The sequence below is a fragment of the Paenibacillus rhizoryzae genome, assembly GCF_059686995.1.
This window is the reverse complement of the sequence record NZ_JCAALT010000016.1, coordinates 42,623-66,747: the sequence shown is the minus strand read 5'-3', so window position 1 is coordinate 66,747 and position 24,125 is coordinate 42,623. Positions and strand designations below refer to the sequence as shown.

Genomic DNA, 24,125 nt, shown 5'->3' with positions numbered 1-24,125 from the left:
TCTTTCGAGAATTAATTAACTTGGTGCTACTTCTTTAAAAATCTAAGGAGCTGCACCCTTCTTTGATATTGCCTCTTTTAGATGTCACTGCGATGAATTTTCATGGTAGTTAAACGCGTTCCGATTACAATACGATTAGCATCATCTCTATATGCTGAATCAGGAGGTGAAGTAAGTTCACCCCAGGTAGAGTTTCGCACTAATCTTATCAAAATCACCATTTACAAACTCTAAAACAGTTTCCCTTAACAATGATTCTAATTGTTTATTAACAGATACGGGAATCACTTCTTTTCATTAAGTATTTTTATTTTTACCCCCTAGTCAGATACCAACGTACCCTACCCGTTAGCCATTCATGCATCTCTTCAGCTGCACCACAGAGCATGAAAGTTAATCCGTTCTTTCATGGTAGTTGAGAAACGGCAGCCTTCAATGTGAAGTGACCCCTTAAAGTTAGACAAATATTTTTAGGCAACTTGTTGGGCATGAGTGCGATATTGTACCGGACTCATGCCTTTTAATTTTGCCTTGATACGTTTGTGATTGTAGTAGTTCATGTATCGTGCCAGCTCTAGCTTAAAGTGATCTACACTTTGAAATTCATTAAGATATAGAAACTCCGACTTCATAATGCCAAAAAAGCTCTCCATTACCGCGTTCTCGTAACAATTGCCTTTACGAGACATGCTTTGAGTAATTCCTTTTTCCTTCCAAGCATGCTGGTACGTTTCATTTGATAGTGCCAGCCTTGATCCGAATGCAGGAGAAGTTCATCCTCTTCAGATAAGCGTTTAAATGCCTGATTCAGCATTTCAGAGACTAGGGAGTAGGTAGGGGCGAGACGCTACTGTATACGTGATAATTTCACCGTTATACACGTCCAGCGCTGGTGATAAGTACAGCTTTTCTCCAAACAACTTAAATTCCGTAATATCTGTAACCCATTTTTCATTAGGTTTCTGAGCTTTAAAATTACGATCGAGTACATTAGGGGCTGTTTTACCGACAGTCCCTTTGTATGAACGATACTTCTTCATGCGAACAATTGATTTCAATCCTAGCTCTTTCATGATACGCTGCACTTTTTTATGATTAACCCGATAGTCCCGATTCAAGAGCTCATCACGGATACGACGATAGCCGTAAAGGCCTTTATGCTCCTCGTAAATGCTCCGAATGAGGAGTTTCAGTTCTGCATCAGGATCAGGCTTGTCTAACTGTTTAACCCAGTAGTAGAACGTACTACGAGGAATTTCTGCGAGCTCTAGCAACGCATTCACCGGAAGTTCAAGCCTTAATTCATAGACTACTTGCGCTTTGTCTTGTTTGGTGATTTTTCCTTGTTTTGAACTAAGGCATTCAACTTTTTTAAATAGGCGTTTTCCATACGCAGACGTTCTATTTCAGCTTGGAGGGCTTCCACTGATCCTTCGGTGGGTTCTTGTTTCTTCGTAATCTTTTTGTTCTTATCTGTCACGGGTAGACGCCCCTTTTTCTTTGATTTCAGGGCGTCTAGTCCATGTTCATGGTATTGGCTGCGCCATTTTCTAATGATCCCAGGAGAGGAAATATTGAAAATGACAGCTGCTTCATTTGGAGACGTCCCATTCTCGTTCATATAGTTGAGTACGTCTAGTTTATATGCCGTGGAGTAAGCTGTATAGGTTTTTTCAAAAGCTTTTACACCGTGATATTCGAATTGCCTAATCCACATACGTAAAGCTTCATGATTTATCCCTATTGATTTTGCAATGCTCTTGACCCCTTCAGTACCATCTTGATACCTGTGAATGGCACTCAATTTCTCATCTAAACTGAAATAAGGCAAAAAACCGCACCTCCTTTGTTAGTCGTGTCTAACAAATGGGGTGCAGTTCAACAGTATGCCGGCTGCCTTAAATATGTGATTCCCTTTCTTTCGTCGGGAATGAGATCAAGTTCTTGTCAATTTCGGAAATGGGATCAAGTTCTTGTCATTTGATTTTGACAAGAACTTGATCCCATAAATAAAAAAGCCGCGATTTTCGCGGCCTTTAATGAGATAATGTTCTTGTCACCCGACATTTACTACATATATAAACGATGCAAATAAAAATATTGTTGCTGGTAACATAGGGGCAATAGTGGATGATATCTTTTCAAGCTAACCTGCCCGTTAACGTACTCCAATCTACCGGGGAACGTTTGTTCAATTAAACAGCAGCAGTCTTGGACTTTGTTTCTCGTCCAAAGCCTGCTGTTGTTTTTGGGTCCAGTCTATTACTTTATTTGCTCAAAATAATGACGGAACGCAGCTCCGGCTTAGTTTAAAAAATGGCTCCCCTTATTTCCGCTCACTTCAGTTCCACTAACCAGAAGTCGGAGCAAATACCTCAAACCTCCATAACGAGTACCCGTAAGCCGCCCCCCGCTTCAGACCCAGCATCCGTACATATCTTGCGCTCTTGGCTGAGAACGAGATATCGTCGATCCCCCCGTCCCCGGAAGTGGTCGCGAATACATCCGTCCAGGTCTTGGCATCATTCGATACTTGGATCTTGTAGGCTTTCGCATAGGCTGCCTCCCAGCTCAGATAAACCCGGTTCACCGTCTTGACCGCGCCGAGATCGGCATAGATCCACTCGTTGTCGGTATAGTTCGAGCCCCAGCGCGTCGCCCCGTCGCCGTCGACCGCGTTAGCGGGCGCAAGCGTTGCAACATGGGTCGAGCTGGCCGCAACTGCAGCACCGGCTGCGAGGTTAATGCCGTACAGATGGATGTTTTCCAGTGCCGCGTGAGCCATCTTCATAATGCTGACCATATCCGTGTATGGCTGATCCTGCTGATTGACGAGTCCGATATTGTAGCTTTCTCCGTCCACGCGTCCGGTGACGGCCTGATCGAAATAGGCATACCAGCCTGAGCCGACGAACAGCGGATTCTGTGCCTGGCTTTCCGCGAATGCCCGGTAGGCTACTCCCCGCTCAACGGTACTGGTCGTCTTCGTAGGGGCGCTGATATATGACAAACCGCGATCGGACGAGCCGAAGGAATGCTCGAGATTGAGCAGCGGCTTCCCGAAAGCCTCGTATTCGTCCATCCAGCTGCCATCCCTCGTATAACTGTCCACCGAGAAGGCATCGACATACGGCATCGCCCCCCGATCCCAATCCAAGCCCGTTCGCCAAGTAGGGACGATAGTTGAGCCGAGAAACAAATGATTCGGGTCATTCCGCTTCAGGATGTCGCGGATCATAGCGTAATACGTCTCGGATGCCAAGGTGATAAAGCCGGATACGTCCGCAGAGGATACCTTGGTGATTGCGATCGGAGTGTCCTTGAGCGCGTTGAACGAAACGGCGTTCATGCCGAGCAGCATATTGACGTTATCGAGACTGCCGTGCCGCGTGGCATAATAATCGACGAAGGCGCCCTTCGCCGGAGAATCCGCCCCGTACATCAGCAGCTCTTTGACGATATCGGTTGTCCAGCCGGCTTCGTTATCGTAGGTGTAGCCGATTAACCACTTGCTGGTGCGCGCGTTTTGCAGCTGCGTCTTTAGCGTACTGTCGATGATCGGCGCGGTCTGAGGATCGAACACATCGTACGACCATAGGATTCTTCGCAAGTTAGCAGGGTCCTGCAGCACCTGAACGTACGGAAAAGCGACGCCCTTAGGCTTGGTCCACTTGCTGAAGGCGTTGAACCCCCACTGTATCAGGCGTTTGCGCGTGATATCCCCCCATTTCGCCTCGTAATCGCTGGCGTACTTCTTCATTACATTCGAGACAATGAAGTTGACGTACTCGCCGTTCTCGTCCTTGGTATAAGCCGGCGCGTAGAGCGTCCGGTCGGGCAGCTGCTCGAAAATTTGCCTTGGCGTGCCGTCCGGCTTCTGCATCGGCGTCTTGTAACCGGCTTCCCATAAACTTGCGGCATCCACCCCTTTCAATAAGAAAGGATACCCGTCGGGCGTAATGAACCACCATTTGCCGTTGACCTGCTGCAGCCTGAAATAGCCGGTACTCTCGTATTTCCCAATTCGCTTGATGCCGCCGTAAGGATCGTAGATTGCCGGGTCATATGCGACGTTCGCCAAGGCGGCGGCTTCGTCCGTATAGTTCTGACGCAGCTGCGCGTCGGAGGTGATTTTACCCGGCCAAGCATCGTTCATCCATTGGCCGTAACGGTCCGCCAGCAAGGCGTCCTTGTTCAGCTCGGCCTTTAGCTGCTCCGCGGTGAACGAGGGCTTCGGATTTTGCCCCGGCGTGCCGCTGCCTTGCGTGATTTCAACTTCCGTCAGAGGGATATGCTGAAAGTCTTGCGTGCGTGTGATGTCCAGCACGATGAACCTGGCCGTCACGCCCGCCATCGGCACGTTGACCGTATAGTTCAGCTCGGTGCCTTGTCTGATATGCCTGGTTGCGATGTAATAACCCGTCGCCGCTTCCGGGCGGTATTTGACGGTCATATCTTTGAAGCCCCAGTATTTGTTCGGTGAGTTCATCGCCACACGCAATTGATCAAGGGGATAGTCCCTGAGCAAGTCGATCACCACATGCACCGTCATCGGCGATTTCGCTTTCCCCATCCAGCCTGCATAGGCGGTTGTGCCGTCATACAATACGCCTATCGCCGCCGCCATCAGACCGGTCGATAGCAGATCCGGTGAATTGCCTCCATCCGGAGAGACACTATAGACATAATTACCCGTTTTGAGCATCGTTCCTTCACCTCGAGCATGACCGATTGGAATAAATGCCGCCAAGGCGGTCATTGCCATTAGGAACGCCAACACAATTCTTGTATACCTCATTACCCCGTTCTTCATCGGTTCCAACCTCCTTTCTTCCTGTATCGTCCCCTGCAACGGATTTGCTTAGAATTATTTTACATAATTTACCTTAAAACAGAAAAGGGTACCTCGGACCCAACGTTGCTTGAGTCCGAGGTACCCCAATGACTAGGAAGGCATGCGGGACGCGAAACCTTCCTTACCTATTTTGCGATTCGGAGAGAACCACACAGTCCGGTCGCTCACGAAGTGTTAGGTTGTCTGCTAATTCCGCCAAGCCGTCTGTCCCATCAGATCCCGCATGGCGGCCAGATAGCGGTCTTCCGATGACGACCAGCGCAGCTTCGCCATCTCTTCCACATCCATCAATGCCTCATTAGACATAACTCATGAAGCCTTTAACAAAGTTCCTTCTTCTTGAAACCATACTACAAGTTTATCGAATGTTATCTTAGTCTATCCATAAATTTGATATTCTTCATTCTCAACCATAAAGGTTCCAGATTGGCGATAATCAATTATATAATTTCTATTATTACCTTCCTTATCTTTATAGAAAATAAAAATCATAAATGCATCAGCAGCTCCGCCTTTAAAACTATTAACTCTTCTTCTAAAGTTAGTTGAATAACGAATATTTATCTTATGTGTGCAATAATGTCATCTGCAACTTTTTCAAGCGGCTGTGCAGCGTGAATAGGAATTGCTCCGTCCTCTTTGATAGTTCGGCGCTGAAATCCTTCAAATGTACGCAGGATCTCTTCTAATTCCGCGGGGTGCATACCGTAGTCTCCAGGATTGCGGTTTTGCAAGCGACGGACGAGAGTCTCAGCATCAATTGTTAGCATGAAGATCTTTTTAAATAGGGGGTAAAAAAACTGCTGGTTGGAAGTTGCTCCTGTTATGAAAACATCTTCATGGTTATGGAGTAGTTCTTTCAATCGGTTTTCGTTCCAAACCCAATCCGTTTCAGTATACTGTTCTAATCTCTCGGTTATTGGATCGCCAGTAACCCGATCCACATGTTGGGTAAGTCCAGGCGTCCGGTCACCATCATAAGCAACATAGCCACGTTTTTGCAGCTCAATTGCAAGGCTAGATTTCCCCGTACCAGCTTCACCCGTTATTAAATATGCAGACATATTACCGCCCCTCCTAGCATTGGAGTAAAATCGTGTCACCGTACAGTTTCTAGGTTGAAGCTAAGCTCTCCTGCCCGTTATCTCAACAGATTACAGGCCAGCGGGCTCTTGTTGGGAATCAGACAATGTTCTTGTCATCAATCGGGAATCGGATCAAGTTCTTGTCATCGCAAAATGACACGAACTTGATCCGATAACTAAAAAAGCCAGCGTTTTATGCGGACTTCATTCGGACAATGTTCTTGTCAACCGACAATTGTCCGTCATGTACAAATGTTGTCGGAATCGTTTCTTCCATCGCTTGTAACGGTTCTAGCCCATTTCAACGGGAAATAGTGTCCGTTCTTCATCAGCAGCGGAGCAGCGTGATGATCTCATATTCGGGCAATGCCAAGAGCCAGCATGTTTCAGTCCATAGACTCATAGACGATTTTATTTTCCTAAATGTTATAGTAATTCCAGCGTTATCGCGAACGTATTTTCAATTTTTAGGGGTCCTCATTTGGCGCGAAACCGTTACATAGAAAGAAGGAAGCGCATCTGCGCTTCCTTCTTTCTCCTTGCCAAGCTGCTTATTCGGTTAACCCTAAATCCAAGCTCGCATTCAGCGCACGCAGGATGAGGACAACAGCCTCTTCGCGCGTTGCATTCGCGTTCGGTGCAAAGGTATGTTCCCCTCTGCCTTTCACGACGCCTGCTTCAGTCAATGCATCAATCGCTTTAGCTGCCCAATGATTATTCAAATCGGTAAACGTGCTGGTATGAGTGGCTTTGCCAAAGTCGATGACCTTAGCAAGAATCGTTACCATTTCTGCACGCGTAATCTGCTGGTTCAGCTTAAAGGTGCCGTCGCCGTAGCCTTTAATGAAGCCCAAGGCTTCCAGTGCGCTGATCGCGCCATGTGCCCAGTGGTCGTCTTTCACATCTGTGAACGAGACCTTGGCCGATCCAGTCAGGCCAAACGCATTCGCAAGCATCGAAGCAAATTCGGCGCGCGTCACGTTCTTCTTCGGCAGGAACGAGCCGTCCGCATAACCTTGGACAAACCCGGCTTTCGAAGCCAATTCGATGGACGAAGCGCTCCAAGAAGTAGACGGAACGTCGCTGAACGTAACGGACGTCGCATCAGCCTTTGCTTTGCCGATCCGATCTTTCACCGCCGCACCATCCACGGAAGCGTTCAATACAGGCGTTTCTGGCGTCGGCGTGACCGGCGTCGGATCCGTTACTGGAGGCGACGGAGGCGTTACAATCGGGCCCGAACCGCCCGTATTAGCTTGCGTAACCGTAATCGTCAGGTATTCATTGAAGCCCCAATAGTAAACGCGCAGCTTCGCCGTACCCGGCTTAACGGCGGTTACGAGACCATCTTTGCTGACGGTAACCACGTCCGGATTTTTCGATTCGAACATCGCGAGATCCGTCACAACAGGTTCGCTTAGATCGCTCATCGTTGCCGTTGCCTTCAACTGTTGCGTTCCGCCGACCGTCATCGAATTCAAGTCAGGCGTAATTGTCAAGCCTGTAGCCACCGGCGTCGCATCCGAATACGTCGCGATTACCGGTATTCTGACTCCGATACCCTTGTATTGGCCAACGACGTTGGTTCCGCCTTTACGGTTCGTCCGCGTAATTTTGCCGTCCTCCGTAAGATCGGCAATCGTCGGCTCGCCGCTGAACCACGTCAGATCCGCATTGTTCAGTGTCTGAACGGTCGCGTCACTATAGATGGCTTTGACCACCGGAACAACCGGCTGATCGTCGGCATCATCGAACACGTAATACGTTGGATCTGCGACAAGCGTCATGATTTTCGGCTTGATCGGGTTCTTCGTCACCGTCACGTCGAATGCGATCGTATGGCCGAAGTACTCTCCAGTCACCCGCGTCGTGCCCTCTTTCGTCCCAGCGACAAAACGAACATAAGGCTGCTCGTTGTAAACGGCGACGAGATCAGGATCATCGATCTGCCAATCGACGAACCCGGATAGAGGGTCGGTATACGATTGCCCGTCTTTATCCGTATACGTTTCATTCAAGCCGACGAGCGAGGAACCTTGCGGATGAACGTCGACAGAATAGACGCCAGCCGCTTCGTCCGCATCGGCTGCGATGCCTTCCAGGTCGACAACCTCGAAGTGAAGCGTACGCTTATAGGTCACGCCGTAACGCTCGTACGTGAACACAGCATCCGTCTCCCCGGTTCCTACGGCCTCAAAGCCGTTGTCCGTGTTGACGTTCACGACGCCCGGCTGCGAGAATGTCCACGCTCCGTCTTCCGCCGGGTAGGTATCACCCGTTGTATCCAAAGCGAATGGCTTCAGCTCGTATGGCGATTGTCCGTTGTACAATCTGAAGGACGCGCCGTCAAAGTACCACGAATAGTCGGAAGTCCGGAAGCCGATGTCGAGCACGTCGGGCTGATCCGGCTGCTCGCTAACGGACACGTTCACGATCGTCGGCGTAAAATCGCCGTATCCGACGGTAAGCGTCGTTCTGCCAAACTTCTGATAGCCCGGATCTGGATTAATGTCACCCGTCGATTTTCCGAGAATGCTGACTGCGCCGTTATCCTTCACCACGTCGGCAATTTCGGTATCATAGACCGACCATGCTGCTTGGTCACTCACGTCCTCCGTCGTGCCGTCACTCTTGACAGCGAGCAGCTGGACGGGGAATTTAGCCCCTTTTTGCACCAAAATCTTTGTGGTCGACAGAAGCAGCGCATCAACCGTCGGTTCCGCTGCCGCGCCTTCGTCTGCCACTCTGACGTTGGAGGAGTAGTCGCCTTCCTTAACGGTGACGCGAACTGCGATGACTGCGCCGTCCAGTACCAGATGCACGCGGGTAGAGCCCGGAGCCACCGGCGTCAAGACGCCGTCCTTAACCGTAACCACGCCGGCATCCTGCGTCGACCACTTGCCTTGCGCGGTTACGTCCGCACTCGTGCCGTCACTGTAGACAGCCTGCACGGTAACCGGGCGAGGGCCAGCCGTAACATCCAGCGTTATTTTCGGATCACTTACAGTAATACCGGTAATCTGCTTCGGTGTCTCTGCAACCGGCGGCAATCCCTCGGAAGCAGCAACCTCAATCGTGACCGATTGCTTCTGTCCGCCGTACGACACCTCGATAGCTGCCGTTCCTTTGCCGACTGCTGTGATCTCTCCCTTGCGGTTAACGGAGACCACCTGCAGGTTAGCCGAGCGATAGACAGCTGCCTGTGTTTTATTCAGCGTCTCGCCGCCGGACATGACCGCTTCGACTGACAACGCTTCATGCTTGCCGAGCTGCAAGTTCAGCGAATCTGGCGTAACGGAAAGGGAGACCGCCGTCTTCGGTTCTGCTTGCTTCACGATAACAGGTATAATGGCAACTTCATTCTTGTAGATCGCGCCGAGAACGGCCGAGCCGACGGATTCAGCAACGATCGTACCGTTGTCGCTGTGGTACGCTACCGATGCATCGGAAGCGAGCCAATCGCTGTCGGCGATTTTGGACGTGACGTCTTCAACTGTGCCGTCATTGTAAATGGCTTTGATGATTGGCGGCTGAACAGGTTTGCCATCCTTAATTTCCACGAAGGTCGGCTCAGCTACCAAATTCAGCACCTTGTTTGCAGCAGCGGCCTTCGTCACCGTCACGTTGAACGTGAACGGTTCGAGCGCTAAATAATGGCCCGTAATGGTCGTCGTGCCTTCCTTGCCGCCTGCAAAGATACGGCCGGAGTCGTTGATGGTCACGATGGATTTATCCGCGACAGTCCATTCGATATCGCCCGTGACGTCATCTTCGTTATAGTTTTGGCCAGTCCGAGGATCCTCGGAGTAAACGCCCATGATCGTAATTTCCTGATAGCTCCGCGGCGGGAGTGAAATAGGCGTGTCCAGCTCCAGCTGCGCCATCATGTCTGGCGTATAGCGCTCCAGCTTGAACGGTCCGCCGACGAACACCTGCACGGCATTGACAAGCAGGCCGTCGTCATAGCCTTCCTCGCCTTCCGTGCCGGACGGCGCCGTATACTTATATTCGAAGTAAATATAGGCCATGCCTTTGCCGACCGGCGTAATGACGCCGTTCTGGTCGACAGTGGCTATGGATTCATTAGACGAATACCATTTGCCAAGATTCGTCACCTCGTAAAGATCCTGATCGGGATATTCCAGGTCCGCATAGATTTTATGTGGCGCGTCGGTCTCCATGATCTTCAGTACGCTTTCCGACATCATAAGACCGAACAACTGAAACGGAATCGGATCCTTCTGAACGGTGACCGCGATCGACAGAGTCGGCATGCTGCCGTATTTTACACGGATGAACGTCGAAGCCCCGCCCTTGATGCCCTTGATCATGCCGTGCGAAACGGTCGCAACCGCGGCATCGTCCGTGCTCCAGACGGCATCGGCCGTAATATCCCGCGTCGACCCGTCCGTGAACGTCCCATGCAGATGAAGCGGATAGTTCGTATCCGCCTCGACGAACACGTTCAGCGTGGACAGCAGGTATGTGACAAGCGTCGGCTCCGAAGGCTCTGCCGCTTCCGGCGCTCCGGCGCCTGCGGTGATCGTAACAGAAACGTTGACGACGGCGTCGCCGAGAATGAGGCGCACTTCCGTCGTTCCGGCCGCTTTGGCCGTAATGACGCCCCGGTCGACGACGGCGACGGCTGGATTCATGGACATCCAAGCGCCTTGCGTCGTCACGTCTTTCGCCGAACCGTCCTTATACTTCGCTTCGACCGTCACCGGATGGCTTCCCTCCGACAAGGCGAAGGCAACCTTCGACTCGCTTGGCGTCAGCGTGTCGAACTGCGCGGACGCGGCATCCTGAACGGCCGGTTGTTCATGCGCGGTTCCCGGCTCGACGCCGATACTCGTACTTGGCGAGGCAAAAGCCATGCTGCCGAACAACGAACCAATGAGTACTGTTAATACGAGCGATAATGATAGAGCTTTTCTGACAACCTTCCGATGTTGCATGACTTTCCTCCTAAATCAATTTTATATGTAACCCTTTTTAAAGAAAGGTTCATATACAACAAAAAGCTGTATTCCTATCTATTAGTAGATAGGTATATTAAATTAAACAAGACATAAAACACTTTATTTTCTGATATATTGTCAGGTACATAATACCCGAACATTTTCCATTTATCAATCATTTCTTCGCTAAAACTTATCATTTAACTGCCATAGAACTAGTTTTTACGGTCCTTTTAGGTATTTTGATGCAATATTGCGTCATAATTTATCACATATCGACGTTAGGTTATTACCTGCGCCGATAAACAGAAAAGAGGCAAGGGGGAATCCCCTTGCCTCTTACGTATTACTTTCCAGCTCTAAATAATGTTCTTGTCAACCGACATGACTTCACCACTTGGCGAGAACATGTGTTCGTTACTCTGTAATGAAAAGCGGTTTCTTAAGCCATGTGCCTAGACTAGACGGGCGCAAGGTTCAATGCCCGTTGCGCACGCAACGGAAGCCCATGTTGCCGGCCGAGCTGTCCGGCGTCCGTGCTGCTCTTCCCAACTACATTTTGCCTCCATTATGACATACCAGTTATCGTCGCCATTTCTACCTTGACGCAGTTCAATTCAACCGGGAATAACGTACGTCCATATCTCAGCAGGGGTTTGGAGATCACCCATTTCATTGTTCAGCCACTCTTCTCCTCCAACCACCACCTCATGAAAGTCCTTGTATTAAGCAAAGACGTGGCGAGAATCTGGAATCCGGTCTGCTCCTGTGAGCGATAGAAAGGCTACCAGGGCAACTGCAGCCTCCTTATTGCTCGGGTCGATTTCCTCTACTATTTCAACCGAAGCGTTGTCGAAGTATGGAATTCGTATCATCAAACGTCCCCTCCTTGTCGTTAACAACTAAATTCTTCGACGGTCTGATTGTTCTCATCGCGATCCGATACACGGTGTCTACACGCTTATTTAGCAAAAAGATTAGACTCATTATCTCTTCCACTGTTAAAATACGGCTTTGCATAGAAGTTCTTGTCTTGAGCTCACGACAAGAACTTCTATACAAAAAATAAAAAAGCCGCAACGACAATGGAAGCCGTGCTCCGATGAAATCTTTTGAAACCAGACGGCCAGCGTCGGAGAGTGGCTCCATCTAATCCCCATGTTCCTCAGCCCCATCAAGCTCCTTGCTTCCAAATTTATTCAGCAATGCATGCACTTCACTTTTTGATTTGGCGTTCATCAAGCTGGTTCTGAGTTCACTTGCCCCTCGAAACCCACGGACATAGATTTTGAAGAAACGGGTAAGCGCACTAAACGAACGTGGTTCCTCTGCTGAGTATTGATCATGCAGATCCAGATGGAGCCGCAGCAGATCAAGCAATTCCGCACCGCTGTGCTCCTTCGGCTCTTTCTCAAATGCATATGGATTTTGAAAAATACCGCGTCCAATCATAATACCGTCGACACCGTATTGTTCTGCAAGCTGCTGGCCGGTCTGACGGTCAGGGATATCCCCGTTAATGGTCAGAAGTGTATCTGGCGCCACCTCTTCACGAAGCTTCTTAATCTCCGGAATCAGTTCCCAATGAGCTTGTACTTTGCTCATTTCCTCTCTTGTCCGAAGATGAATGGACAGATTAACAATGTCTTGTTTCAAAATATGGGTTAACCAGTTACGCCATTCATCTAGGTCACTAAAACCGAGCCTTGTTTTTACACTGACAGGCAGTCCCCCGGCTTTGGCGGCTTGGATGATATCCGCTGCGATTTCAGGACGGCAGATCAGGCCGCTGCCCTTCCCATTCTCTGCTACATTCGCCACTGGACAACCCATATTAATATCGATGCCTTTGAATCCTTCTTTCGCCATGCCGATGCTCATTTCACGGAAAAATTCCGGCTTATCTCCCCAGATATGTGCTACAATGGGCTGTTCATCTGGGGTAAAAGTCAAGCGCCTACGTACACTTTTGTTCCCCTCTGGGTGACAATAACTCTCCGTATTCGCAAACTCCGTAAAATACACATCCGGTCTGCCTGCCTCACTTACCACATGGCGAAACACAACATCCGTCACATCTTCCATGGGTGCTAGTACAAAAAAAGGCCGTGGTAATTCGCGCCAAAAGTTTTCTTTCATCATTAAAAACCCCTCTATACCTACCAGAACAATCGATGTCCTTAGAATAGTAAAATACTTGCTGTCAGTGGAACATTGTTCAAACACCATCACAGGTTAACAACAGACATCCCATAAAATACGCGACTTTATTATAAACTGAAAAACGTCATGATGGGTATATCCCCTTCGTACCGTCAACAATGTTTCTTAATTACACGATGTTTTTTTGCAATTGGCAATGTCTCCGAATAAAAACTGGCTGCGGATCGGGTCGCCTAGCGACAACGACCAACAATTTATTATTCTCAGAAATGAGTAGCTTTTCCGTCACCCAATCCTTCCCCAATTCATGAATTCCCAGGAATTTCACATTCTCCCGCTGCGTCTGGCTTGCAATCTTCCTCTAGCCCTTTAAGTCCATAGACCTTATACCGCTGTCGCCATTTTACCTAGCTCGTTTTTGATATCCCATAATTTTATGCAGCAGCAATAACTCCAAGTTCGCCACAGTCAACCTCTTGCTGAACGAAATGTAGTCGGTCACCTCTGACGCGGACTGCTTCAATATACGATTCCCAGCCTTTCGTCTGCAATGGCATCAAGTTCTTGTCAATTTCGGTAATGGGATCAAGTTCTTGTCATCTGGTTTTGACAAGAACTTGATCCCATAAATAAAAAAGCCGCGAATTTCGCGACCTTTAATGAGATAATGTTCTTGTCATCCGATACATAAAAGATCGAATAATCCCCTCCAGTTAATGTTAAGTTCTTTGTATAAGAACTCAACATTAACTGGAGGGGATTTTATTAATTATTTAAGAGCTTAATTTATTTGCTTCAAGAAAAATGCTTGCCTATAGTAATCGTAGTTCCCCACTCAGCTGTCGGAGTGTAGAAACTAAGCTCTCTTCCCAATAAAAACTCTGCTGCCTTAGTATAAGGACCTTGACGATAAGCCTTTGATTCTTCTTCTGCCAGCCATGTCTCTTTAGAACAGTTCCAAATTTCATAAAATACAATTTCATCCGGATTGTCGACATTCTCATGAACAATCCCATTTACAAATGTCGGTTCTTTTGACATTGTGTCAAACAATGGCTTTAGATTATCAAAAAAAGCTTGTTTGTCTGAGTTAGGCTTTAATTGAAAGCGTGCAATAATTACAGTCTGTTCTATTGAATTCATAATAATTACTCCCTTAAAGTTGATTTTATATTAAGTTTCCCGGGAATATATAAAATTATATCGGAAACTTTCCAAAAGTTCTGTATGCAAGATTACAAATCAGCTTTGGTAAAGTTCGACTTTCGTTAAAGTTGATTAACTAAGATTTCTACTATGATGGGCGATCACCGCCAGGGACGCATCTCGATGACGGATTTGGGAAAAACCGTCTCCTTATCGCAACCCGCTGTCACTGAACGAGTACGCAAGCTAGAAGGGCATCATCAACCAATATCGCGCCGTAGTCGCGCACGTGTTGAGGGAATGAAACGGTTTTAGTTGTAATATCCAACATGCGGGGCCGTTAATCATTTTTTGGAATGAAAATTGTTTTTTCGTTTCGGTCGAAACAATAGTGCTCTCCGGCCACGGACTTAGTAATAACGCATGATTATCACGGGATTCACTCTCGGCGTAACGTATGGAAAGACCATCTATAGTACGTATCTGTGGTCGAATTATCTGGCTCATGTGAAATATTTCCTCCTTAGCATAACTACTTGGTTATTTTACTTGGCCTGCCGATCTGGGCCTGCGAAGGAATAGTGCAAGCACCACGCCACATATCGCAAACCAAGCGATGATAAAGTAAGTATCACCGAATGCAAGGGCAGACTCCTTCAATTTATCGGCGCTCGGCCCAGCTTCTACCATGCGTGTCCCAATTCGTGAAGTTAAATATCCCGTAAAGGCAGCTATTGCGAACGAAACGACTACTTGTTGTGTTGCTGAAGTCAGAGGCGTTACTCGACTTATCAGATCACGCGGAGCTGATTGCAGCACGTGCGTGTTAATCGTCATCATCGCTAAACCCATCCCACTTCCCATCAAAAACATGGGAATCATTAATCCAATTGGCGGGGTGTGGATAGTAACCCTTGATAGAAGAAATATCGCAACAGACACAAAGCTCAAACCAGTAACGGCAAGCGGCCTTGCGCCGAATTTATCAGCCAGTTTACCGGATATAGGCGAAAAAATTAGAGCACCAAGCGAACTAGGAAGAGCAATTGACGCACTTACGAGCGGTGTCCGACCTAGTACTCCTTGTTGATATAAGGGGAGCAACAAAACAGATACGAACATGGAGATTTGTAAAAGCCAAGACAACACAATCCCCCGAATAAAATCAAATGATTTAAAAACACGTAATTCGAGTAGAGGCTGCTTATGACGTAACTCTGCAATAATGAATAGGATAAGGGCAACGCCACCGATGGCTAGTCCGGTTATCGCTTTAGTGGAACTCCAATCACTCCCGCCTTCACTTACTCCATAAGTAAGCATGGTAAAGGCGATTGGGCCAAGAACCATGCCTAAGACATCCAATGAAGCCGTCTTGTGACGTTCAATCCTCGGTAAATATTTAATGCCTATAATAATAGCTGCAATACCGATTGGGATATTAATAAAGAAGATCCAATGCCAAGACCCGATGCCAATCAACCAACCGGAAATCAAAGGGCCAGTAGCAGGCGCAACCAGCATCGGTATTCCAAGGACCCCCATTACAGCTCCTTTTTTTTCGGGAGGTGCCAACCTAAATGCCAATGCCATACCGATAGGTGCTACCATTCCTCCACCTAAACCCTGTAGGATGCGGTAAAGCACAAGCTGTGCAGGCGTTTGAGCCAAGGTACAGAGTACGGATCCAATCATAAAGAAAGCAATTGTGATGAGAAAAATTTGTTTAGCTCCAAATTTATCAGTCATCCAGCCAGCCAAGGGGATCACAGTAGCTAACGCAAGAGTATAGCCGGTAATCGCCCACCGAATGGATTCTAATGAACTATTGAAGTACTTCTCTAAAGTAGGTACTGCAACATTAATAACGGTAGTATCCAGAAGCACCATAATCATTCCAATCATGACCGCAAGCAATGGGGCAATGATCGATTTGATTGAGAATGCGGGTTTATCAGCTGTAGTTATCATTATATAAATTCCTCTCGTTGTCCGATTGGCGAATAGTTTTGCCCTTTGCTTTAACTGTATTGTACCCATCTCTTTTCTTCTCAACGAAGATCTAAATCTAAGGGCCATCCGTATAGTCTTTACGACTAATCGGGACAGCCCTATGCTTTAGCTTTGCTCAATTAACCGATAAATGCTTCCTTATTTGCTTGAGCAAAAGAATCAAACGAGGTAGCTTTTTGACCGGTAATTTCTTCTACCGCACTGGATACTTTTGCTGTATATCCTTGCTTCACCATTTGATAATGCTCTAACAAGCCCTCGATTATTTCAGCAGGCATACCTACTTTTTGCATCGAAGCGCGATAAGCCTCTTCCGGTACATCAACGTACTTAATTGTTTTTCCGGCAACCGAAGAAAGAATATCTGCAATCTCTGCACCGGAGAGTGCTTCCGGACCAGACAAGTAATACGCTTTATTCTCATGGCCTTTCTCCGTTAAGACATAATAAGCAACCTGGGCAATATCGCGTGCATCGATGTAAGCCGATTTTCCTTCGCCATGCGGCTCATAGAAGGCTCCCTGATTACGAATCGTATATGAGCTGAATTTAACTAAGTTTTGCATAAAAGTATTTGCCTGCAAGAATGTATAAGCTATACCTGACTGCTCCACTTCTTTCTCTGCAGCTCTATGCCACTTGGCCAATGTATCCATTTCAGACCCGCCGCCGGACAACTTCACAAGATGTTTCACGCCAGCTTTTTTAGCTGCACGTATAATTGAAGAAGAAAGCTCCACCATATTCGGTACAAGAGGTGTTGCAAAATATACTTTTTCAATGCCGATCATGGCGTGGACAAGTGAGTCCACATCATTTAGATCGGCTTGTACCAATTCGACCTCTAGCGTTTGGAGTTCGCTTGTGTTGCTTGTCGAACGAACAGTAACACGCGTTTTATGGCCGTTCTTCGCCAGAAGTTTCACCAAATCCTTGCCTGTTGTTCCTGTAGCCCCAATTACTAAGATATCTGCGCTCATTTATTTTTGCTCCTCACATTGGTTGTTTCATTCACGCTTTCATTATGCTCGTAACCAGTCTAAAATAGAAGTACCCACAATATTGTAAGGTACTAACCAAAAAGTAAGTATGAGGTGATCTTATATGAAAGATAAAGAATTTACTTGTCCTGTAGAAGCCACGATTGATGCGATCGGCGGTAAGTGGAAACCTTTACTACTATGGCGTTTGAGAGAAAATACGCTAAGATTCAGCGAATTAAAAAAGCTAATTCCCTCAATTACCGAAAAAATGCTCACGCAGCAACTTCGTGAGCTTGAACTTGATGGTTTAATTCACCGCGAAGTATATCCGGTCGTTCCTCCCAAGGTTGAGTATTCTCTTACCGAATTCGGGGAGAGTCTGAGCTCGATTTTAAATAAGATGTTTGAGTGGGGAGTAAATTATATGGAGATGAATAAGAAATCACCGCAGGGCTAGCGCTCGGATAATATTATGGGTCACATTTTATTCTCTATTACGCACAAAGCCTGCCGGACCAATTATTTAATATAAAAAAGAGCCGTACGAGATAGCATTCTTACGGCTCTTTATTGTGAAATGAGTAGCCGCTCCACAACTCTCAAGTACTATTCACAGTATCGGCTGCTCCTATTTTTCAAGACCACAATGATTAAAGGACTTTATTTGAATAAAAATAATGTTGTAATATGAAATCTGAAAGTTAGGACCAACCCCCACTCCCTGGATAGCATAAAAACGGCAGCCGATCCGGCTGCCGTCCAAAAGTTTAGTATTGAGCTAACGTTCTCGTTAACTTAACGATTTACAAACGAAATTCATTCCGAAATCTCTACTCTTCTACCCCACTTTACCATAAGTTAAAAACAGACCCACAAAATCCAATATGTAGTAGTGGCATAACAAAGAGAGATAAAGTTATAGACATATTAAGTTTTTGTTCAGCATTTGGGGAAACACCTCTCCAACGGACATGCCTTCTCATTAATATATGAAGAATTAGAAAGAATAAATTTATCCATACAAAAAGATAATGCAGTTGCCAATTGGAAAATGTATTATCTACTTTACATATTGGTTCTTTTTGCTAAACATTCAATGACTTGAGTTCTAATCTTACAGGAAAGGTAGTTAACCGTTCATTTATTCGTTTCGAGGCATACTACAATAAATAAGCTTCGGAAACTGCCCCACGCGACAGACATGCCGAAGCCCCCGTGGAAGGAGCACGCTATGAACCCCTTGCTGGAAACGGTCGTGCGAACGTTCGTCGCGTTCGCTTTGATCATGATCGTCACTCGAATACTGGGCAAGCAGACAATCACACAGATGACTTATCACGATATCGTCTCTTCGATCACGCTCGGCGCCATTACCGGCAACATCGCCTTTAATACGGGACTGAAGATATGGAACCTTACGGCGTCCCTCGTCGTTTTCGGGGCGATCGCCTACGCGTTGGCTCATATTTCGTTGAAAAACCGCAAGCTTCGAAAAATCATTGCCGGCAAGCCGACCATCGTCATCGAAGAAGGCAAAATCTTGGAGCATAACTTGCGCAAACAGAAGTTTTCTCTCGACACGTTGAACCAAGAGCTCCGCGAGAAAGAAATTTTCAATATTGAAGAAGTCGAGTTCGCCATTCTAGAGCTGAACGGCAAGCTTTCTGTCCTTCGCAAGCCCGAATACCGTCAGGTGACGAGAAAAGACTTAGCCCTTACGAGCAAAGGGAAAACCAGGTTTCCCGTCGAGCTGATCATGGACGGTAAGGTCGTGGACGCCAACCTCCATCAACCGGGTCTCGGTCCGCAATGGCTAGAGCAGCAACTCGCCAAAAGAAATCTTCGCCTGGAGCAAGTGTGCTACGCGGTCCAAGGAACGAACGGCAGCCTCTTCTTCGACCTCTACGAAGACCATATCAAGCACCCAATCAATTCGGAATGAACGTGTCGATGAGCGTTATTATTCCACCAACCGGTGCTAATATAGCGACGTTCGCACCCCTTGTTCGGTGAGCCGCATTCTCCGAAGATTCCCCCAATCCTGGCCGTTAACCTGCTTCATTGAACATGGTTCGTAATGATTGATAAGTATGTACGATTTTCTGAGAAGCCGCATGGTGATCTTTAGGACCTGGATCACCGATCTTGACAATTTTTTGATAAGCTTCCTCTTTAAAATAACCATCTGGTACCGCACAGCGGATGTATCCACCCGCCTTTAGATATCTAAAGCATAAGTTTGCTGCTGAAACTCCTTCATCGTAAGTAAGATGTTCCCAAACATGCTCTACTAATATGACATCAATCAACTGAATCAAGGTCAAACTTGTTATCCCAATTCTCACCTTCCAATAAACTTAACTCATGTTCCTCGGTGTGCAACCAATCTTCATCATTTTTGCTCCCACCAGAACCAACTACTACACTTATCAATGTTGTCCCCTCCTCACCTTACTTTAATTAAATCTTAACGACTGATCTTAAAATCCGAAATGGAATAAAGGCACTTTGATATGGAATTTTATTACACGACACAATCCTCCCTCTATGGAAAATCGCTTTTCTCTTAAGTGCTCTCGTTTTCTTAGATTTGGACCAAGTGTCCTTCTTCACAGATAACATTTGGATGGAACGAAGTTGTAGATGAAGAAATTGTTGGGGCTAGTAAAGGCGCGAAAAAAGCCTCCACCTAGACCACTCTCTGTAAAAAGTGGTTGCTCAGGTAAAGTATGGTTGCACCTTGGATCTCCACATAAACTCATGGCGGTCTACCCTCCCACATCTCGCAGAGTCTACGCTCCCACATTCCTTCATTCAACCTGTCCATGAGGTGGAGGTCAGATATGCTGCGAGGGCAGGATCTTCGTCCGTATGGATAGTGCCTTTCCGACTCATCCGTGCTGTTAGAAACTCTGGAAAGTACCGATCTAGCCAGTTATGGACACGTGCTTGGACCACACAAAGGTCAGTCGTTAGGTGATCGCGAATCTTCATCGCTTCCCTCAATTCCGCATAAATGCCCTGAGGAAGGCTTGGCACGGCGTATCTTCCGTCTTTGACCAGCTGTGCAATAACCTTCGCATCCTTGATGTCATTTTTAGTTGGAGAGTTGTCGTCTAACTCTTTGCTCTTTTTCACGTGCAGCGGATTCACAACGCCGTACTTAACTTGCTTTTCTCTAAGAAAATGAGCAAGGTTCAGCCAGTAGTGACCGATTGGTTCCATGCCAACAATAACGTCTTGGAAACCTTGTTCCGTTAAGATCTTCTGATACCAGCTCACAAACAACTCGAAGCCTGCCAGGTTATTTTCAAACATAATTGGCTTCCCGAACTCGACTCCGCGATTGTCTTGTGCACGAGCCACATGTTTATATTTTGCGATGTCTACACCGACAATTAAGGTAGAAGATGTGATTTGATTAATTCGTTCATTTTGATTAAAATTCATGTTGTGTTCTCCTTGGTTTGTTTTTGGGATCCGTTCAGCCGGCCAGCGTCGTGGACCCCATTAACATCATACCAAGGAGTCTTTTTATTTCTCAAACCTCGTATTTCTTCATAATAGGAATGCTGCCCGTTATTTCAATGAAAAACGGCAGCCGGTAATCAATCCAGCTGCCGTCATGTTCTATTGTGCTATCGTGCCCGTTATTTCAGTGATTACATATTTCGGACTTGGAGAAGGCCGATCGCGTTAGCCCCTTATTCGAAAGGGTTTTTCTTGCCGGCCGGTTTCGGATACTCCACCCACGGTAGCACGCTTCCTAGCCCGTCCATCCCGGATGCGTAGTAGGTCGATACCGAAATGGAAAAATCCATGCCTATCGACGGCTGTCCGGCTGCACCCTGCTGATCACTCGCTGCGTTTCCGGAAAACGCAAAGGATTCGATCCGGCTGACCCGCTCTAGCCCCTCCAGCCTGCTGACAAATGAAAGCATATCCTCATAATTAGGCGAGCTTACATTCAGATCGAATGTGAGTTGTTTAATGCCCGCGTGATTAGGAGACCCAGCGGCCGGAGCTGTTTCTGCCGACTGATCCTGCGCCTGCGTTTGATCGGCAGTGCCGCTGCTGCTTTCTGCAGCCGGCTGTTCGTTTGAAGGCTGGGCCGTGCTTGTCTGGAGCGTCTCTGCAGCATCGGCTTCCGTAATGCCGATGTTCAGCAGCTTACTCCCCGACAGCAGCTCCGCCTTCTCGAGATCCAGCAAATATTGATCGATGAGCGGCTCCACCGGCAGTTTGCGTTGCAAATTCAGGGTGCTCTGCAGCACACCTTCCTGGTTCTTAAGCCGAGCCTCTACGGCCTTAAGCAGCAGCTTGTTCTGTGCAAGCTGTGTTTTATTTAGAAGTAGCTCACTCGCCTTCGGCCTGATTAAATAGGTATACGATACCGAAAACATGATCCCCAGTAACACTACGAAGAGCACTACGATGATTTTCCGCTTCTGCAGCATCCCCATCACTTCTCCTGCCCCTCCGTCTTCATAATTGCGTTCAAGTTCAGCTTGATTTGAAATGATGCCGTATGCCTTGGCACCGTTTCTGCAGGCGCATCAGCTGAAGCGGCTGCTTGCGATTCATTACCAATTGAAACCCCCGGCATCACAACGCTTTCCACCCATTCCGTCCGGTTGAGCGAATCAAGAAATGCAGACGTCTCATATAAAGTGTCGAATTGAACGGCCATCTGGACCGTATCGTTACTGTAGTTAAAGTTCTGAATAAAGCCACGCTCCGGCAGCAGCGCTACAAGATAATTGACGATGGAAACCGCAGGCATAGAGAACCTCTCTACGGTTGAAAGTACCGCCTGCAGGCCATTCGCGGCAGAAGTGTTGACATTTCCTTCGGCGAGCTTCTTATCTAGGACGGTTTGAAGCTTCTTTGTGCTTTCGAGCTCCTGCGATACCGTTGCGAGCTTTTGATCGATCACATAGTAAGTGGCCGCCAATGCAATGCTACCAATAATCGTACAAAGGATAATCCCCAACGTTATTGCCTTAAAGGCGCTGCTTGCCTTCTCCTGCCTCGGGAGCAGATTGATATCGATAAGCTGCATTAATGCGCTCCTTTCAGGGCAAGTCCGAGCGAAGCGAAATGCCGAACCGGAACAACCATGCCTTTAGACGTCTTGAAGTCTTTATCATGCAGTGACATGATAAGCACGTCCGTCATGTTTTTAATTCGGTCGTAGATTTGGTGCAGCTGGGGGTGATCGCCGGTCAGCATCATTTTCGTAATCTGATCCCGGCCTTGGCTGAAGGTAAAGCGGTAATAATTCATGACGCGTTCGATTTCCACGAGCATGCTCTGAAGTTCATCCGACATCCGTTCGGGATCTCCGGCCCAAACCAAATGCTCATGTCCGATTGCATCCTGCTCGAGCTTCCAATCCTTGATACTTGCTTCCATTTTGACATGCCTCATAAGAATCAGCTTATGCCCTTTGAAAATACTTGCCGTAACCGAGAGCACATCAAACTGGACGCAAAGCACATGATCCTCCGCCCCGACCAGGCTGAGCTGATTAAACAGCCTGTAGACGGCAAGCGGAGAAATATCCGCCGCAATCGCCTCCAGCTTGAGCGATTTCAGCAGCTTGACATATTCGGTAACGATCGGCTCAGGAGCCGTATACAGCATAATGTCCTTTTTCTGGTCGGATTGAGCGAGAATCGCCGTGTCAAAGACAGGCTGCTCGATTGGCAGATGGATGCTCGTGCCAAGCTCCATATAGATATGGCTTTTCAGCTCGTGATCCTCCACGTCCGCCGGAACCTGAAGATTGCGCACAACGACTACCGGATCGGGGAGCGTAATGCGAATGTCCCGACCTTGGATTCCCCACTGCTTGATGTAAGGCTGCAGCAGTTGCTGCAGTTTCCTTGTATCCATGATCTTCCCGCCGGAGATTAAACCGTCGGGAAGGTAGCATTCACCGAAAATTTTAATGGAATCGATGTCACGGCCGTCCAGGAAACGGATGACATGATCCTTAATAACCAAATTGACAGCGTCTTTCTTCTTGAGACTGAACCGAAAGCTCATCACGATTGACCCCCAATATGTAACGACTAAGAAACAAATGTCGTAATGTACCAGTGTAACGCCTGTTCGCCGAAGAAAAATGCCAATATCGTCCCGAGCGCAATCGCCGGAGCGAATGGCATCGGTTTGCCTTTCCGAACCTTACCTGCTCTCATACCAATGAGTCCGATTAATGTGCCAATTACTGTAGAGAAGAAAAACACGAGCATTATTCCTTTCCAACCAAAAACAAGACCTAATACGGCAAACAGCTTAATATCTCCGCCGCCCATGCCGCCTTTGCTGACAATGGCAATGAGGAGTAGAAGCGTAAAACCGACAGATGCGCCAAGCAGCGGCTCCCACCATGCGCCGATCGGAAGGAAGAAGATTCTTAGTATTGCAAGCGGCACTCCGAAAGCAAGCAGAACCTTATCTGGGATAAGCATATAGGCGATATCCGAAACCGTAATAATGACGAGCAATGAGATGAGGAGCCAAGCGACTGACACTTCCCAAGACAAGCCCAGCAGAAGCGGTGAAAGTAGAAAGAGTAGAGCGGTTGCGAGTTCAATGAGCGGATAGATCGGTGAAATGCGCTGCTGGCAGCCTTTGCATTTCCCTTGCTGAATCAAATAAGAGAGTACCGGTACTAGCTCCATCGGCTTCAAATTCCGCCGGCAATGACCGCAGTGTGATCCGGGACGAACGATAGACAGCTGTTTAGGGACACGGAACCCGACTACATTGAAGAAAGATCCTCCAATAAGTCCGATGAGAAACGAATAGGTATAGTAGAAGGCTGTCATGTCATCATCCTTTGTGGGCTTGGTTTGGATGCTTGGTATTAATGACAACCCTCCCGAGGGAGGGTTGTCACGATAGTATC

Annotated in this window: 16 protein-coding genes and 3 pseudogenes; 3 read left to right on the top strand and 16 right to left on the bottom strand. The window is 47.5% G+C overall.

All coding sequences use genetic code 11. The annotated features are described in order from the left end of the window. Positions 1-470: 470 nt before the first annotated feature. From AC6ESO_RS28965 to AC6ESO_RS28935, 7 genes and pseudogenes are all read right to left on the bottom strand, one after another. Positions 471-1,831: pseudogene (locus tag AC6ESO_RS28965) on the bottom strand (IS3 family transposase). Positions 1,832-2,350: 519 nt separating this feature from the next. After that, positions 2,351-4,813 carry a discoidin domain-containing protein gene (locus tag AC6ESO_RS28960; RefSeq protein WP_497094423.1) on the bottom strand — a complete coding sequence of 821 codons (2,463 nt, stop codon included), beginning with the start codon at positions 4,811-4,813 and terminating at the stop codon, positions 2,351-2,353. A 602-nt stretch (positions 4,814-5,415) separates the two neighbouring features. After that, positions 5,416-5,919, bottom strand: coding sequence for an AAA family ATPase (locus AC6ESO_RS28955; RefSeq protein WP_497094422.1), 504 nt, complete (start codon positions 5,917-5,919; stop codon positions 5,416-5,418). A gap of 572 nt (positions 5,920-6,491) precedes the next feature. Continuing rightward, positions 6,492-10,898, bottom strand: coding sequence for an S-layer homology domain-containing protein (locus tag AC6ESO_RS28950; RefSeq protein ID WP_497094421.1), 4,407 nt, complete (start codon positions 10,896-10,898; stop codon positions 6,492-6,494). A gap of 728 nt (positions 10,899-11,626) precedes the next feature. Continuing rightward, positions 11,627-11,776 carry a hypothetical protein gene (locus AC6ESO_RS28945; protein ID WP_497094420.1) on the bottom strand — a complete coding sequence of 50 codons (150 nt, stop codon included), beginning with the start codon at positions 11,774-11,776 and terminating at the stop codon, positions 11,627-11,629. A 274-nt stretch (positions 11,777-12,050) separates the two neighbouring features. Further along, positions 12,051-13,040 carry a tRNA dihydrouridine synthase gene (locus tag AC6ESO_RS28940; RefSeq protein ID WP_497094425.1) on the bottom strand — a complete coding sequence of 330 codons (990 nt, stop codon included), beginning with the start codon at positions 13,038-13,040 and terminating at the stop codon, positions 12,051-12,053. A gap of 819 nt (positions 13,041-13,859) precedes the next feature. Next, the gene (locus AC6ESO_RS28935) at positions 13,860-14,207 is read right to left on the bottom strand and encodes a putative quinol monooxygenase (protein WP_497094419.1); all 348 of its coding nucleotides are present in this window, start codon (positions 14,205-14,207) and stop codon (positions 13,860-13,862) included. Between the two features lie 153 nt (positions 14,208-14,360). Between AC6ESO_RS28935 and AC6ESO_RS28930 the strand changes: the two are divergent. Beyond that, positions 14,361-14,493 (top strand): annotated as a pseudogene (locus AC6ESO_RS28930) (AsnC family transcriptional regulator); the annotation flags it as partial. 257 nt (positions 14,494-14,750) lie between these two features. On the opposite strand, the gene AC6ESO_RS28925 reads toward AC6ESO_RS28930, so the two are convergent. Together AC6ESO_RS28925 and AC6ESO_RS28920 are read right to left on the bottom strand one after the other, a co-directional pair. Further along, on the bottom strand, positions 14,751-16,181 hold the full coding sequence (locus tag AC6ESO_RS28925) for an MDR family MFS transporter (RefSeq protein ID WP_497094418.1): 1,431 nt from the start codon (positions 16,179-16,181) through the stop codon (positions 14,751-14,753). Positions 16,182-16,342: 161 nt separating this feature from the next. After that, entirely contained in the window at positions 16,343-17,203 is an 861-nt protein-coding gene (locus tag AC6ESO_RS28920) for an SDR family oxidoreductase (RefSeq protein ID WP_497094417.1), read from the bottom strand. A gap of 124 nt (positions 17,204-17,327) precedes the next feature. Here AC6ESO_RS28920 and AC6ESO_RS28915 point away from each other — a divergent pair, with 124 nt between their 5' ends. After that, positions 17,328-17,663 carry a winged helix-turn-helix transcriptional regulator gene (locus AC6ESO_RS28915; protein WP_497094416.1) on the top strand — a complete coding sequence of 112 codons (336 nt, stop codon included), beginning with the start codon at positions 17,328-17,330 and terminating at the stop codon, positions 17,661-17,663. A 774-nt stretch (positions 17,664-18,437) separates the two neighbouring features. Next, a complete protein-coding gene (locus AC6ESO_RS28910) occupies positions 18,438-19,148 on the top strand; it encodes a DUF421 domain-containing protein (RefSeq protein WP_497094415.1) in 711 nt (236 codons plus the stop codon). Between the two features lie 106 nt (positions 19,149-19,254). On the opposite strand, the gene AC6ESO_RS28905 is transcribed toward AC6ESO_RS28910, so the two are convergent. The 7 genes and pseudogenes from AC6ESO_RS28905 to AC6ESO_RS28875 all read right to left on the bottom strand — a co-directional run bounded on the left by AC6ESO_RS28905 (position 19,255) and on the right by AC6ESO_RS28875 (position 24,045). Further along, complete coding sequence (locus tag AC6ESO_RS28905; RefSeq protein ID WP_497094414.1) at positions 19,255-19,524, bottom strand: hypothetical protein; 270 nt, start codon at positions 19,522-19,524, stop codon at positions 19,255-19,257. After that, positions 19,508-19,639, bottom strand: coding sequence for a hypothetical protein (locus AC6ESO_RS28900; protein WP_497094413.1), 132 nt, complete (start codon positions 19,637-19,639; stop codon positions 19,508-19,510). The genes AC6ESO_RS28905 and AC6ESO_RS28900 overlap by 17 nt, the downstream gene beginning before the upstream one ends. 474 nt (positions 19,640-20,113) lie before the next feature. After that, positions 20,114-20,656 (bottom strand): annotated as a pseudogene (locus tag AC6ESO_RS28895) (IS110 family transposase); the annotation flags it as partial. Between the two features lie 254 nt (positions 20,657-20,910). Beyond that, positions 20,911-21,663, bottom strand: a complete 753-nt coding sequence (locus AC6ESO_RS28890) for a hypothetical protein (RefSeq protein ID WP_497094412.1) — start codon at positions 21,661-21,663, stop codon at positions 20,911-20,913. Positions 21,664-21,668: 5 nt separating this feature from the next. Continuing rightward, a complete protein-coding gene (locus AC6ESO_RS28885; protein WP_497094411.1) occupies positions 21,669-22,268 on the bottom strand; it encodes a PilN domain-containing protein in 600 nt (199 codons plus the stop codon). Further along, positions 22,268-23,257 (bottom strand): type IV pilus biogenesis protein PilM, encoded by a 990-nt coding sequence (pilM, locus tag AC6ESO_RS28880; protein WP_497094410.1) that lies wholly within the window; start codon positions 23,255-23,257, stop codon positions 22,268-22,270. The genes AC6ESO_RS28885 and pilM overlap by 1 nt, the downstream gene beginning before the upstream one ends. 26 nt (positions 23,258-23,283) lie before the next feature. Further along, positions 23,284-24,045: a prepilin peptidase gene (locus tag AC6ESO_RS28875; RefSeq protein WP_497094409.1), complete on the bottom strand. Its 762-nt coding sequence runs from the start codon at positions 24,043-24,045 to the stop codon at positions 23,284-23,286. Positions 24,046-24,125 lie beyond the last annotated feature (80 nt).